10 protein-coding genes are annotated in these 15,336 nt (G+C 58.2%); 8 read left to right on the top strand and 2 right to left on the bottom strand.

The genetic code is table 11. The annotated features are described in order from the left end of the window. Nucleotides 1-24: 24 nt before the first annotated feature. Complete coding sequence (locus DXT74_RS03010) at nt 25-792, bottom strand: ABC transporter substrate-binding protein (protein WP_194427300.1); 768 nt, start codon at nt 790-792, stop codon at nt 25-27. Nucleotides 793-909: 117 nt separating this feature from the next. Here DXT74_RS03010 and metH point away from each other — a divergent pair, with 117 nt between their 5' ends. The 8 genes from metH (at nt 910) to DXT74_RS02975 (ending at nt 12,902) form a co-directional block, all read left to right on the top strand. Then, nucleotides 910-4,623 (top strand): methionine synthase, encoded by a 3,714-nt coding sequence (gene metH, locus DXT74_RS03005; protein WP_194427299.1) that lies wholly within the window; start codon nt 910-912, stop codon nt 4,621-4,623. Then, the gene (locus DXT74_RS03000) at nt 4,613-5,143 is read left to right on the top strand and encodes a DUF2878 family protein (RefSeq protein ID WP_194427298.1); all 531 of its coding nucleotides are present in this window, start codon (nt 4,613-4,615) and stop codon (nt 5,141-5,143) included. The genes metH and DXT74_RS03000 overlap by 11 nt, the downstream gene beginning before the upstream one ends. A gap of 489 nt (nt 5,144-5,632) precedes the next feature. Continuing rightward, nucleotides 5,633-6,382: a S1 family peptidase gene (locus tag DXT74_RS02995; RefSeq protein WP_194427297.1), complete on the top strand. Its 750-nt coding sequence runs from the start codon at nt 5,633-5,635 to the stop codon at nt 6,380-6,382. A 390-nt stretch (nt 6,383-6,772) separates the two neighbouring features. Further along, entirely contained in the window at nt 6,773-7,954 is a 1,182-nt protein-coding gene (locus DXT74_RS02990; protein WP_194427296.1) for a DUF1566 domain-containing protein, read from the top strand. Nucleotides 7,955-8,159: 205 nt separating this feature from the next. Continuing rightward, nucleotides 8,160-10,817 carry a cytochrome c peroxidase gene (locus DXT74_RS02985; RefSeq protein ID WP_194427295.1) on the top strand — a complete coding sequence of 886 codons (2,658 nt, stop codon included), beginning with the start codon at nt 8,160-8,162 and terminating at the stop codon, nt 10,815-10,817. Between the two features lie 188 nt (nt 10,818-11,005). Then, nucleotides 11,006-11,629: a hypothetical protein gene (locus DXT74_RS02980; protein ID WP_194427294.1), complete on the top strand. Its 624-nt coding sequence runs from the start codon at nt 11,006-11,008 to the stop codon at nt 11,627-11,629. Between the two features lie 847 nt (nt 11,630-12,476). Beyond that, on the top strand, nt 12,477-12,608 hold the full coding sequence (locus tag DXT74_RS23010; RefSeq protein ID WP_255524777.1) for a hypothetical protein: 132 nt from the start codon (nt 12,477-12,479) through the stop codon (nt 12,606-12,608). A 75-nt stretch (nt 12,609-12,683) separates the two neighbouring features. Further along, nucleotides 12,684-12,902: a hypothetical protein gene (locus DXT74_RS02975; RefSeq protein ID WP_194427293.1), complete on the top strand. Its 219-nt coding sequence runs from the start codon at nt 12,684-12,686 to the stop codon at nt 12,900-12,902. 58 nt (nt 12,903-12,960) lie between these two features. On the opposite strand, the gene DXT74_RS02970 is transcribed toward DXT74_RS02975, so the two are convergent. Beyond that, the gene (locus DXT74_RS02970) at nt 12,961-15,327 is read right to left on the bottom strand and encodes an ATP-binding protein (protein ID WP_194427292.1); all 2,367 of its coding nucleotides are present in this window, start codon (nt 15,325-15,327) and stop codon (nt 12,961-12,963) included. Nucleotides 15,328-15,336: the final 9 nt, after the last annotated feature.

The following is a 15,336-nucleotide window of genomic DNA, read 5'->3' as shown; positions in this document are numbered from 1 at the left end:
GCCGGCGCCGCCGGCCGACGGCTTTTATTCCTGCGGCTGCCACTGATAGGTTTTCAACACCGCCTTGATGCGGCCGCTTTTCTGCAGGCGGTCTATGGCCTGATTCAGCTGCGGCACCTTGATATCGGAATGCGGCGCCACCGCGCACATGGTGGGCATGAAGGTCACCACTAGCGAGTGCAGCTTGAATTGCGCCGCATCCTGCGGCCAGGCGCGCGCCCAGGCGGCGAACTCCAGTTCAGACACGATGGCGACGTCGCTCAGCCGTTTTTGCACCGATTTGATCAGCAACTCTATCCGCGCCTCCTCGTTGTGCAAGGCTGGGCTGCTGCGCCAGAAGCGTTCCAGCGTGGGATAGTTGTAACCACGGATGGTGACGATGCGCTTGCCGGCGAGGTCGCCCACCTGGCGCAACTCCGTCGGCTGCTTCAGCGTCAACGGCCGTTCCAATTGCGGGTAGATTTCATGGGTCCAGCCCAGACGCGCCGCGTTGCCGAACCAGTCCGGATTGGCGTTGCAGATAATGTCCACCCGGCCCGATTCGATAGAGGACTCCACCCGCTTGCGGGCGATCAGGGTGAACTCCGGCCGCAGGCCCAATTCCGCCGCCAGCATCTCGCCGAGGTCCTTGGACAAGCCGCCGCGCAGATGCTCGCCGTCCGGCGACAGCATCACGACCGGCGCCGCGTCGGTATCCGCCACGCCTATCCGCAAACTACCCGCCGCCCACGCCTCCCCGCACCCTGCCGCCGCCAGCCCCGCGAGCAGCCACAGCTTATTCGTAATGGCCATATGGATGTTCTCTCTTTATTCTTAAGCAAGCGACCGGACAGTTGATTGCGAGTGTTAAGATGACCTTTTGAGTCCGTTGCGCTTGTTATCGTTGTAGACAAAAAAAGTTCAGCCGCCATGACAAAAACATTCTCGCATCCCCTCCGGCAACACCTCTCCCAACGCATTCTGATTCTGGATGGCGGCATGGGCACCATGATCCAACGCCATCAGTTGGAGGAAGCCGATTATCGGGGCGAGCGCTTTGCCGACTGGCCTTGCGACGTCAAGGGCAACAATGACTTGCTGGCGCTGACGCGCCCGGATGTGATCGGCGGCATTCACCAGGCGTATCTGGACGCCGGCGCCGACATCATCGAAACCAACACCTTCAACGCCACCTCCATCGCCATGGCGGACTACGCCATGGAAAGCCTGGTCTGGGAAATCAATCATGCCGCGGCCAAGCTGGTCAAGGAACTGTGCGAAAAGGCCAGTGCCGCCAATCCGGCCAAGCCGCGCTACTGCGCCGGCGTGCTCGGTCCCACCAACCGTACCTGTAGCATCAGCCCGGACGTCAACGACCCGGGCTACCGCAACGTCAGCTTCGACGAACTGGTGACGTCCTACACCGAGGCGATAGACGGCCTGGTGCGGGGCGGCGCGGACCTGCTGTTGGTGGAAACCATTTTCGACACCCTGAACGCCAAGGCGGCGGTGTTCGCCATCCACCAATACTTCGACGAGCGCCCGGACACGCCGCGTTTGCCCATCATGATTTCGGGCACCATCACAGATCAATCCGGCCGCACCCTGACCGGGCAGACCACCGAGGCCTTTTACAACTCGCTGTCCCACGCCGACGCGGTCAGCTACGGCCTCAACTGCGCGCTGGGCCCCGACCTGCTGCGGCCCTATGTCGAGGAAATGGCGCGGGTGTCCGCCGGCTATGTATCGGTGCACGCCAACGCCGGCCTGCCCAACGCCTTCGGCGGCTACGATCTGGAGCCGGATGCGATGGGCGAGTTTGTCCGCGAATGGGCGGAGTCCGGCCTGATCAACATCGTAGGCGGCTGTTGCGGCACCACGCCGGAACACATCGCCGCCATCGCCCGCGCGGTGGACGGTGTCGCGCCGCGGCCGTTGCCGCAGATCGAAGCCAAGTGCCGCTTGTCCGGCCTGGAGCCGTTCAACATCGGCGACGGGGATTTGTTCGTCAACGTAGGCGAGCGCACCAACGTCACCGGCAGCCGGGCCTTCGCCAAGCTGATTCTGAACGGCGACTACGCCACCGCGCTGGACGTGGCGCGGCAGCAAGTGGAGAACGGCGCTCAGGTGATCGACATCAATATGGACGAGGGCATGTTGGACGCCCACGCCGCCATGGTGCGCTTCCTCAACCTGATCGCCTCCGAGCCGGACATCGCCCGCGTGCCCATCATGATCGACAGCTCCAAATGGGACGTGATCGAGGCAGGCCTCAAGTGCATACAGGGCAAGGGCATCGTCAACTCGATCTCGATGAAGGAAGGCAAGGACAAATTCGTCGAGCAGGCGCGGCTGATTCGCCGCTACGGCGCCGCGGTGATCGTGATGGCTTTCGATGAAGCCGGCCAGGCCGACACCTATGCCCGCAAGATAGAAATCTGCGAGAACAGTTACCGCATTCTGGTGGACGAAGTGGGGTTCCCGCCGGAAGACATTATCTTCGATCCCAATATCTTCGCCGTGGCCACCGGCATCGAGGAACACGCGCGTTACGGCCTGGACTTCATCGAAGCCACCGGCTGGATCAAGCAGCAGCTGCCGCACGCCAAGATTTCCGGCGGCGTGTCCAACGTCTCCTTCTCCTTCCGCGGCAACAACAAGGTGCGGGAGGCCATCCACGCCGTCTTCCTCTACCACGCCATCCAGCGCGGCATGACCATGGGCATCGTCAATGCCGGCGCGCTGGAAGTCTACGACGAGGTAGACCCGGAACTGCGCGAACGCATTGAAGACGTGGTGCTGATGCGCGTGCCCAAGGACGGCGGCGACGCCACTGAACACCTGATCGCGCTGGCGGAAAAATACAAAGGGGAAGCCGCCGGCGAGAAAAAGGGCGAAGACTTGGCCTGGCGCGCGCTGCCGGTGGAAAAGCGGCTGGAGCACGCGCTGGTCAAGGGCATTACCACCTTCATCGTCGAAGACACCGAGGAAGTGCGGCAGAAATCCGCACGTCCCATCCACGTGATTGAAGGTCCGCTGATGGACGGCATGAACGTGGTGGGCGATCTGTTTGGCGCCGGCAAGATGTTCCTGCCGCAGGTGGTCAAATCCGCGCGGGTGATGAAGGCCGCCGTCGCTCATCTCGAGCCCTTCATCGAGGAGGAAAAAATCCGGCTTGGCCTGGCCGACGCGCCGGCCAAGGGCGTGATCATCATGGCCACGGTCAAGGGCGACGTCCACGATATCGGCAAGAACATCGTCGGCGTGGTGCTGCGCTGCAATAACTATCAGGTGATCGATCTGGGCGTGATGGTGCCCTGCCAGAAAATCCTGGACGCCGCCATTGAGCACAAGGCCGACATCATCGGCCTGTCCGGCCTGATCACGCCCAGCCTGGAAGAAATGAGCCATGTGGCCAAGGAAATGCAGCGCCAGGGCTTCACCATCCCGTTGTTGATAGGCGGCGCGACGACATCCAAGGTCCACACCGCCGTCAAGATCGCTCCGCACTACCAACATCCGGTGATCTACGTGCCGGACGCCAGCCGCGCCGTCGGCGTCTGCTCCAACCTGTTGTCCGATACGCTGCGCGACGCCTTCGTCTTGGAAAACCAGGCCGAGCAAGACCGCGCCCGCGAAGGCCACGCCAACAAGGCGAGCCGCAAGGTGGTCAGCCTGGAGCGCGCGCGCGCCAATAAGGAAGCGATAGACTGGACGGCCTACCAGCCGCCCAAGCCGAAATGGCTGGGCGTGCGCCGCTTCGAGCTCTACCCCTTGGCCGAGATTGCCGCTTATATCGACTGGACTCCGTTCTTCCAGAGCTGGGAGCTGGCCGGCCGCTTTCCGCGCATTCTGAACGACGAGATTGTCGGCGAATCCGCGCGCGCCTTGTACGAGGACGCGCAAGCGATGCTCAAGCAGATCATCGCCGAGAACTGGCTGGGGGCTAACGCGGTGATCGGTCTGTTCCCGGCCGCCAGCGTCAATCACGACGACATCGAAATCCGCGATCCGGACAACCGCGCCAGCCTGATGAGCTGGGTGGGGCTGCGTCAGCAACTGCCCAAGATGGACGGCAAGGCCAACTGGGCGCTGGCCGACTACATCGCGCCGCGGGACAGCGGCGTGCAGGATTACATCGGCGCTTTCGCCGTTACCGCCGGCATTGGCATCGAGCCGCACGTCAAACGCTTCGAAGACGCCGGCGACGATTATTCCTCCATCCTGCTCAAGGCGCTGGCGGACCGGCTGGCCGAAGCCTTCGCGGAACTGATGCACGCCCGGGTGCGCCGGGAATTCTGGGGCTATGCGGTCGCCGAGCAACTGGACAACGAAGCGCTGATCGACGAAAAGTACCAGGGCATCCGCCCCGCGCCCGGCTACCCCGCTTGTCCGGACCACACCGTCAAGACCGCGCTGTTCGAACTCTTGGACGCGCCGGCCATCGGCATGACGCTGACCGAAGGCTACGCGATGCTGCCCACCGCCGCCGTGTCCGGTTTTTATCTCAGTCACCCTGCCGCGCGCTACTTTGGCGTGGGCAAGATAGAGCGCGACCAAGTGGCCAGCTACGCCGAACGCCGCGGCGTCAGCGTGGAACAGGCCGAGCGCGACCTTGCCCCCAATCTGGGCTATGACGCCTGAGGCGGGCAAGCCATGGCCCAGGCTGCTGCTGGGCGGCCTGCTCTTCGGCGGCGCCGCCTGGCTGTTGCTCAGTTTCCGCGACCGCTACGTGGTGCTGTTGCTGGCCGGCGCGCTGTTGGCCTGGCAAGGATTACCGGCCGGGCTCAAAGCCCGCGCGCTGCTGTTGACCGCGGCGGGTTGTCTGTTGGACTTCACCATTGCCGGCTTGGGACTCTACCGCTTTGTCGGCGTTGGCGTCCTGCCCTTGTGGAGGGTTGTCTTGTGGCTGAGCTTCAGCTGTTGGTGGCTGAGGCTGTTGGCTGTCTGGCGGCCGTCGCCGCGTCTGCTGGCGCTCATCGGCGAGCTGGCGGGACCTCTGGTCTGCTGGGGAGGGCTGCAACTGCGCGCACTGCAAGCCGGCGCGCCGCCGTGGCTGGCGCTGCTGATCCTGGCCCCGTTATGGGCGGCATTGTTGGCGTGGACCTCGCGTTTGCTGCCGGGGGAGGACAGTCGGCTGGGCCAAGCGCGTGACTGTGGATAAGAACGTCATTCTCGGCATCCTGTGGATAAATGGGTAGCCCGCCGTATTCATGCGCTGAATATTGCTTGGCGCCGGCCAGAATCGTAAAAAACCGCATTGTTAACGATGCGTTTTTTATTTACTCCACAAAAATAATAAATCATTCGAGATTAATTAAATGAGGACTATTAAATTTAACGGTTAATCGGTGAAAATTAACAAAGCAGCTATTTAAGCGCCGCTTAAAAAACATCAGAGCCCGCCACAGGCTATTTTGCGGTATACAGGGTAATTGGTTTTAATAAAAACCTATGACTTTGTTGTTTTTGTGGCGACGAAGCATGGAAAATTCACACATAAAAATCGTTTTGCAAATCACATAATCATTGCAACCGACCGGGAAAGCTTGCGATGGGGAATGGGCAGATTCCAGCTTGAATTAAGCGAGCCGGCCCGGCCGGTCTTTTTGGATGATGAAAACCGCAATAACGATTTTGAAAAGGATATTCCGTGAAGAAAATTATCTTTGCCGCAGGCCTGCTGGCCAGTGCGCAATTGGTCGCCGCCGCGCCTTTCTCTCCAGCCGAAACCCACTACGTCAAGCTCGATTTTCGCGGCTCGTCCGGCGGCAATATCTGCGGCGGCTCGCTGGTGGGGTCGGATCTGGTGCTGACCGCCTCGCATTGCATCCTGGACAACTGGAATGGTGTGACCGCTTATTACGGCCGCCACTTCGCCCAGCGCGTGGAAACCACGCGCAACAATGCCAAGCCCAATTGGATCAAGTTCGACCATAACGGCGTGGCGGTGGATCTGGCCTTACTTAAACTGTCCCGCCCCATCGCCGGCCTAGACGGAGCCAGGGCAGTGCCGGTAGTGGCGCAAGAGGACTGCAACGGCGGGATAGGCGCAATGCAGGCCAATCTACGCATGGCGGAGACCGGCGGCCAGCTGGCGACCAGTCTGATGGATGTCCGCGTCGCCAATATCCAGCAGTTGGGGCCGTCGCCCTTGGCCAACGGCCTGTCCTTGCTTGCCAACGGCAGGGTGGGCCGCGGCGGGGACTCTGGCAGCCCGCTGCTGTCGCCCAAGGGGGTGCAGGTGGGTGTATACAACGGCAATGCCGGCAACGTCTCCGCCTTCGCCGCATTGTGCAAATACGCGGGCAGCATCAAGGCCTGGTCCGAAGTATTAAGTCCGTCCGGCAGCCAAGTCCCGCCGCCAGGGGACTGGGTATGGCCGGACGCCGCATTGCGCTGAAACGAAGCGCAAATACAAAAGCAGCCCAAGGGCTGCTTTTTTAGTTTCAGTCATTGCGCTCCGGCTCTTTGTGTCTGTGCTTAGTTCCGCAAGCCAGAACGAAAACGGCCGAGAAAGCAAAATATAAATATGCTAAATGGGCATTGTGAAGCCGTTTTCAACGTCGTATCGCCGTAGCGCAGCAGGCATTGAACTGCTTGGAGGGGTCTGCTGTTGCTGCCAGCGCGTTCCGACGCTGCGCATCGTCTAGATCGCGCGATGTTTGCCTAACATATCGTATGCCAAAAGCTTGATCGCGACCTTCGCTTGCTTGTTTCGGACATTTTCCTTGTGTGGACGAATCTACAAACGCATAATCAATCGTCCTAAAAATGATATTTTGTTGTCAGAATGATCCGGTATTCTCAGTTTTCACTTGTTGTGGCGGCCAGCCTGACGCTAGCCGCCTGCTCGGGCGGTCCAGCCGCCCAGCCGGTCCGCACCGGCGTGTTTGTCGATAGCCCGGTAGCGGGTCTGGATTACGACAGCGGCAGCCATGCCGGCAAAACCACCGCCAACGGCGAATTCCACTACCTGGACGGCGCAACCGTTGTCTTCCGCATCGGTCAGCTGGAACTGGGCCGCAGCCTGGGCGCGCCCCAGCTTACTCCACTGCAATTGACCGGCAGCCAGAACCCGGCGGACCCCAAAGTGCTGCGTCAGGTACAGCTGCTGCTGACGCTGGATCAGGACGGCAATCCCGACAATGGCATTCAGATTGAGACGGAAATCGCCGCCCGCTTTAACCGTAGCCAAAGCCTGGAACAGGCTGGCGATCTGCAAACCCTGCTTGATCAGACCGGCATTGCTCGTCGCCTGGTCAGTGCCGATCGCGCTGCCCAGCATTTCCAGCTCAGCCTGGCCTCCTTGCGTGCGCAGCCGCCCTCCCCGCGCTTCACGCCCTTGGCCGAAGCCGACGGTGCGCCGTTGGATGGGGCCAGGCAACGCGCCGGCTGCGTGCAGGACAAGCGGACCGGCCTGATTTGGGAAGTGAAAGCCGAGCGAGGCTTGCGTAGCCAGTTTCATAGCTACTACGCCAGCTCTAGCGGAAATGCGGCGCAGCCGGCCAAATGCGAATCCGACCAAGGGGATTGCCTGGTCGCCACCTATGTCCAGTCTGTCAGGCAGCAGAGGCTTTGCGGATTCGACGATGAGACGGCGGGCGGGGATCGTGGCTGGAGGCTTCCAACAGAACGGGAGTTGAAAACGCTCCTGGATTGGAGCCAGCGGGACAAAGCGCTTGGCCTGCCGGCATTGGACCGCTACGCGTTTCCGGATGCGGCGGCCACTTTCTATTGGACCGGCACCAGCCATTCGGAAGAAAGCACCGTGGTGGTTGCCTTTGATGATACTCACCGCAGCTTGGCCAGCATCAGCCTGGGCCAGGGCCAGGCTGCGCGGGTGCGTCTGGTGCGAGGTCCCAAGCTGGCCGACGAACCGTCGCCGCACGGCATGGACAAACCCTTGTCGGCTTATGCCTCGGTTCGCTCCGAGGGGCCATCCATCCTCCATGCCTCGGGCCGTCCGCTCTGATTATCGGCGGCTCGCCACACCTTGTTGCCGCGCCTAGAAAGGCGCGGCTCTCAACTCCCATCTAGAACCCCAAGCCCAGCCCTATGTCACCGCGGGCGGGCAAGGCGCGACCCTGCCTTGTCTATTCCCGACATGCTTCTTGTACGAACAACTCTACAAACGCATAATCCCCGTCTTCAAATAAAAATGATTATTAATTACAAAAATGCACTCGCGCCTTGTTCTTCCCTTCATCCTGGCAGGCAGCCTGGCCGTGTCCGCCTGCTCCGGCGGCCCTGCCGCCCAGCCGGTCCGGACCGGCATTTTCGTCGACAGCCCGGTAGCGGGCCTGGACTACGACAGCGGCAGCCATGCCGGCAAAACCACCGCCAGCGGCGAATTCCACTACCTGGACGGCGAAATCGTCGTCTTCCGCATCGGTCAGCTGGAACTGGGCCGTGGCCTGGGTGCGGCCCAGCTTACCCCGCTGCAACTGGTTGGCAGCCAGAACCCGGCGGATCCCAAAGTGCTGCGTCAGGTACAGCTGCTGCTGACGCTGGACGAAGACGACAACCCCAACAACGGCATCCAGATCAGCGCTGACACTGCAGGCCGCTTCCGTCGCAGCATGCGCTTGGAACAGGCCGGCGATTTGCAAACCTTGCTGGATGCCGCCGGCATTGCCCGCAGCGTAGTGGCCGCCGACTACGCGGCCAGCCACTTTCGCCTGAGCCTGGCCGCGCTGCGCGAACAGCCGCCCGGTCCGCGCTTTACCCCGCTGGCCGAAACCGACGGCGCGCCCCTGAGCGACGCGGGCGAACGCGCCGGCTGCGTGAAAGACAAGCAGACCGGCTTGATCTGGGAAGTGAAGTCCGTGCAGGGCCTGCGCAGCCAGTTCCACAGCTATTACGCCAGCGCCAGCCGCAAGCCGGAACGCCCGGCCCAATGCGAGCCCGGCCAGGAAGACTGCCTGGCCGTTACCTACACCGAAGCCGTGAACAAGCAAAAACTCTGCGGCTTCGAAGACAGCGAAGACGACATCGCCGCGGAGCGCGGCTGGCGGCTGCCCACCGAGCGAGAACTGAAAACCCTGTTGGACTGGAGCCAGTACGACCGTTCGCGCGGCCTGCCAGCCATGGACCGCCATGCCTTCCCGGACGCCGAAGCCGCCTTTTACTGGACCGCCACCAGCCGCCGCGGCGAAGGCGCAGTGGCGGTGGCTTTTGACGATACCCACCGCACCCTGTCCAGCGTCAGTCTCAGCCTGGGCCAGCCGGCGCGGCTGCGTCTGGTGCGCGGCCCCAAGCTGGCGGACGATCCCAACCCGGAAGACAATCCACCGCCGCAGCCGGCCTACATCCCGGTGAGCGCCGACGGCCAACTGGCCGCGCCGGCCCAGGCTGCCTGCGTTGACGACAACCTGCACCCGGACAGCTGGCGCGACATCATCCTGTGGCAAGCCCGGCCGCGGCCGGCCAGCGCGGCCAGCCTCAATCCGGCGCTAGCCGCGCTGCAACAGCAACGGTTGTGCCAACAGGACAATTGGCGGCTGCCCAGCGTGATCGAGGCCATCCGCTGGCTGCAATTGCAACAGGATCAGGACTACCCCGCCGCCAACGCTGCCGCCCGAGTATGGGCGCGCGACGCGAGCGGCGAGCTCTACGGCCTGGACCGAAACGGCGGAAAACAGAGCGCGGCCCATCTCGCCGGCCAGGCCGAGCAACCGCTGCTGGTCGCCCTCTCCATCCGGCCGGCCAAACCGCCGCTGCCGGATAGCGACGGCGAGGAGCCGGACGCCGCCCAGCTGGCGCAATGGCGGACCCGCTACAGCCAATACCAGCCCGGCGCGGACCGCCAAGCGGCCTGGCCCGCGCCCACATTGGATACAGCGGCGCAAGCCGGTTTCCGCGATCTGGGCCTGCTGCCGGCGGCGCCGTTTCCCGCCGACAACCCTTACAGCGCCGCCAAAGCGGCGCTGGGCGACAAACTGTTCCGCGACCCCCGGCTGTCCCGCAACAACCGCATCGCTTGCATCAGCTGCCACGCGCCGGAACACGGCTGGAGCGATCCGCGCTCGGTGTCCCAGGGCCACATTGGCCAATTGGGCGGCCGCAACGCCATGACCCTGCTCAATACCGCCTACGTCGGCGCGCTATTCTGGGACGGCCGCGCCGCCAGCCTGGAAGAGCAAGCCAAGGGCCCGGTGGCCAATCCACTGGAAATGCACCAGCCGCTGGGCCAGGCCGTGGCCAAGATCGCCGCCGCGCCGGAATATGCGTCGTTGTTCACCGCCGCCTACGGCGACAGCCGCGTGGACCTGGACCGCATGGCCAAGGCCATCGCCACCTTCGAGCGCACCCTGATCAGCCAGGACAGCGCCTTCGACCGCTTCCTCAAAGGCGAGCGCGCCGCGCTGAACGACCAAGCGCTGTGGGGCCTGCACCTGTTCCGCACCAAGGCGCGCTGCATCAACTGCCACAACAGCCCGCTGCTGTCCGACAACCAGTTCCACAACACCGGCCTCAACTACATCGGCCGCGACAAGGAAGACCTGGGCCGCGGCGGCGTCACCGGCCTGCGCGCCGACTTGGGCAAATTCCGCACCCCCACCCTGCGAGATCTGCTCTACACCGGCGACTACATGCACACCGGCGACATGCCGCTGGACGAGGACGGCGCCGGCGTGATCGAGTTCTACAACAACGGCGGCAATCTGGTGGAGGCGGTGGGCGTAGAAAAATACACGCTGCCCAAGCCCACGCCGCTGCTCAAGCCGCTGGGCCTCAGCGCCGCGGAAAAACAGGCGTTGCACGCCTTCCTGCAAGCCTTGTCCGGCCCGCCGCGGCTGCAGCCGGCCAGCGAGGCCGAGCTGTTCCGGCGCTGAGAACCTGTTTACGATCCGCCGCGCTGGATATACGGTGTTGAAACGCCATGGTCCGGCATCGCCGCCGGGCCGTGGTCACGCTTGAATCCACTGGCGCAAACACCGTTTACGGTTTATTTCAAAATATCGCGCCATGACATGCGCGTGTCTTGAAAATCTGAAACCAGTGAGCAACAAGGGGGAACGCGATGGCGTGGTCGTTGCAAAGGGCTTTCAATAATGCCGGGAACGGCGCCAACGCCGCCGGGGTGTGCGAGGCCGCGGTTTGCCTGTGGCTCAAACACATTCAAGACCGCGTGGGCAAATTCAATATGGGCAGCAGCGCCGGCGACTACCTGCCCACCACCGCACAGGCGGACGCGCTCTACCAGCAGTTCGACAACGGGGCCTACCTGTTCCGCTTCGCCTCCTATCTGGAACAGCAGGTCTACCCCTCGGTGGCCGCCCACAACCGGGTGGGCGACGCCAATCATGCGGAAACCTTCGGTCTCACCTTCTGCCACTACAGCAACAACGCCCACGGCGCCAGCGCCCAAGCCTGGCAAGACATCATCGAAAATCGGATGGTGCGCGGCGACGCCCTGTTTCTCAACCTGATGCGCAACGGCGGCGCTTCCGGCCACGCCGTCGGCGTCTACAAGGGCAGCGACTACATCTGGGTGTTCGATCCCAATCGCGGGCTCTACCGCGGCAATGTCAGCGCCGGCTGCTGCAGCGCGGCGGACTTGTTCCGCGCGGCGCAATACCTGGCCGGCCTGACCGGTGGCTACTGGGACCAGACCATGTACTACGGGCTGCATATGCGGGCGTGATTTGCGAAGTTACGATTTTTGAGAGTTTGAATCCGCTTCGCGGATGATGATTTAGGGCCGGTTCCGCCCGGGAAAAGGAAAGGGGAATTGGCGCGGCCAAATTCCCCTTTACCCCAAAGGCCGCCCTGCAAGCCTGGCCTACGGCTTCCCGCCGGTTCCCGTCAGGCCCGAGGCGCGGCTGAACTCTCTGCGTGCGAATCTCTGATTCGCTCAGTGGCGCGCTAACGTCGCGCTGCTCGAACAAGCAGCCGCTTAAAACGAGCGAAGCGAAGTTTCTGCGTAGCTAAAACCTCGGGCCTGCCACCCGTCGGCAGGCTTGAAGGGGGTTGGGGCGCGTCGAATACGTGGTTTTCTTCGAACCTGTTTACGATCTGCTGCGCTGCGGCGATACCGCGTTGAAAACCCCTTCGAAATGCTCATGTACCGCTTGTACATTCCGCTTTCTCAACGGTTTTCGCCTTGTCTCGCTCTTGCTCGCGAGATCGTAAACACGTTCTTAACGTCACATTCGCTTGTGCAAGTGTGAATCCAGTCGCCGCTCCCTTGACCCCTCTTGGAACAACGGCAACAATCCGCCTTGTGCCGCGCAATGGTGGCACCGGGAGTGCAAACCTGAATAGTAAGGAACACGTGTTGCTAACCGCGCGTGTGCCAACCATCGCGCAGCGTTGCGCGGCCACGATGGTGACGGCTGTACGCCAATCCCTTACGTTCTGGTTTGTTCCCATCACGATGGGTTCAGAGAACTACATGGGTAAATGAAATCAGATTCGCATTTTTCATTTTCATGTGGTCTTGGCGCTGAACTGCGCAAGTTCAGCGACAGGCTTTGCTCAGGAGCTTGTGTATGAATCCATTTTTCCCCCCGCGCCGCCGCTACAAAGGCGTATCAAGAGAAGCTGTCGAAACCCTGTTGCCCTTCGTCAGCTTCATCCCCGGCCGTACTTATCCCCATTACTGGCAAATCGAGCCCAGCTAAGATGCTTATCCACAGGCCTGCGCCGACGGCCGCGAATATGCCGCCCATCTGCTGCAATGGCTGAAGGACAATCCGTTGCTGGTCGGTTCCGGCCTGCTCGGCCGTATCGCCCGCGACATCGACTTCACCAACGCACAGCAACGCGGCGTTTGGGTCGCCTTCTTCAACCATCTGGAACGCGTGCTGGCACTGGGCTTGCGTCGGCTGGACGTGTTCGCCCATGTCGATGGCCAGCACGACTACCACTGGGCGGTGGAAGCGAGTTTTGAACTGGAGGGGAAGAAAAGATTTTGATTAACTTTTAAGACCAAAACCGCGGGGGCTCTGCGGTTTTGTCTATTAGAATATTTGCTTATTTTTTAAATAAGCTATTTGTTTTTCTTTTTAAGTTTGTAATTTCATTATTGTGTTTATAGTGGGCATGCAGAATTGGTGTTCCAATGTGTGCATTTGAGAGCAAGTCATTGATTTTGTTTTTTATAGATATGTTGTGCTCTTGGTTATTTTTCCAAACATAATTATAGTAGGCCCAAGCTGTTTGTAAAAGAATTAAGTGTCTTTCTTTCCCATGAGTACGGGCTTGGTTTAGATAGTTTTCTGCATTGTGGGGATCTCCTTTTCTTGCATATAACATACCTGCAGTGAAGTATATGTCAGCACTGGATTTGTGCATGGATATTGCTTTTTGTATTATAATTTCTGATTTGGGTAGATTTTTTGTTTTGATAAGTAAAAACCATGCAAATCTATCAAGTAAGTAAGGGTTGTTATGGTCTGCTAGTATGGCTTGGTCGTAAAGTTCTTCTGCTCGCTCGTAGTTACCCCGGTCTGCAGTCAGCTTAGCTTGTCGTGCAATAGGGTTCGTAAAAGCCTTTTCGACCCTGTCTCTAACTTCAGTTCTCTTGGCTGTTAGGTAATTATTATACGTATCTCTACATTTTCTAGAGATGGTATCAATAAACTGCTTTCTACTTTTATCTAAAGATCCATATCTGCTTTGTATAAATTTTTTGGCACCTTCATCAATAATGATCTCTACCTCACTCGAATAGTAGTGGGTTTCTCCATAGCGTGTTTCATCAAATGCGACTAACCAAGTTTCTTTTCTTACTTGGCATTCCGTTGAAATTATTCCCAGCAGTGTACTATCAATTACGCCTCCTAGCTGACACATGACAATAAAAACTTTTTGCATATCTTCCTGGATGCGTTGCCAGCTGTCAGAAAATAAAAATTGACCGAGGCTTTCAGTTTCTTGTCTAAGGATTTCTTCAACCCCCTTTTTAATAGAAAGACGGTTTACGGAAATATACTTTGCCAGAAATTCTATCAGTATGGGCTTTTTTTCTATTTTATTGACAGTGGCCAATAACTCCTGTTCCGTTGCTTCGTTGATTTCTATAGCTTGATATTGTTCGCCAAGATTTTTTATGAGCTGAATTGCCTCTGGCTCTTCAAGAGGTAAGATGTTGACTTGCTCTGACTCAAACTGTTCTCTTCTTCTGGATGTAACTATAAGGCGCCCAACAAGCCGGGATATACTTTTTAAATGCCGAGCAAGTTCTTCTTCTTGTATTTTATCTTGCACAAGGTTCTCAGCATTATCTATTACGACGAGTACTTTATCCTTTAATCCAAGTTCTGAAATAATTGTTCCTGTTCGTTGAATACATGTTTTTGCTGATTCAGTTAGCCAACGATAATCCATTTTGAATAAACTTAGTGAGTCAACAAGCTGCCTCATGGCTTCTGCTATGTTGGCCTCAACATTAGGAATCTCTTCTAGCCCATTAACTCCCCAGCGGGTTTTTTTAGATGAGAAGAAGAAAATATACTCAGGCTTCCAATGGACTTCTCGATGTGCACTTAGAATTTGATTAACAAATTCAAGACATAGAGTTGTTTTGCCAATACCACCTTCTCCATATATTAGGCATGCTCTAGAGTATTCGTCATCCCACCACTCAGCAAGTCTGTTGATTTCCTCTTCTCGTCCAACAAAATAGTTCGTTTGTGGGTTTGGAAAGACAAATGTTATGTTCCAGTCTTCAATTTTTCTTGAACTTAAGCAATCTCTTTTTTCAGCAAGAATATCTTCTATTATGTTGTCTTGGGGAAGGAAAAAATTTTCTTCGAGTGAGGAGTTGTAATCTATTTCTTGAGCCCTTAGTTTCCAGCCACTAGCTTTTTGAGCTATTTCACGTATGCAATAGATGTTGTTTTTGGGGAGTGGTAGTATAAATGGTTCTGATTTTATGCACAGTTGAGTTTCGCTTGGCTTTGGAAGAAGATGAGAAAATATTTCAATTATTTCATTGCATAGATCAAGAATGGCACTATATTTTCTTGCCGTTTCTTTGTCGAATGCCCCATGACCGACACGATTGTTTCTATCCGTAACCACCTGATAGCATTTTTTTGATATCTCGTTTTGAAACCATTTTTTTGATTCGTGGTGTAAATTACCTTCCCATAAGATGGGTAACAAACTATCGATGGCAGAAATTAATGTTCCATCAGATGGTTTTAAAATGTTTGCAAGAATTTCTGCTAAATTACTTTTTTCATAAAACCCGTGCTTATATATGTGTTGAATTGAAGAGAATGCAATGTAAGTTAGAATGGAGCGAAATATGGATAAGGAGAAATTGTATTTTGAGCCTTCGTCTATTATTTCAAATTTGGCGATGGTTATTTTTTCTTCAAAAATGCTGTACATTTTTCTAAG

The sequence above is a fragment of the Chromobacterium sp. Rain0013 genome (assembly GCF_015291765.1).
Classification (GTDB): Bacteria; Pseudomonadota; Gammaproteobacteria; order Burkholderiales; family Chromobacteriaceae; genus Chromobacterium; species Chromobacterium haemolyticum.
The sequence above is the reverse complement of the archived record's forward strand: the minus strand, read 5'-3'. Positions and strand labels throughout refer to the sequence as shown.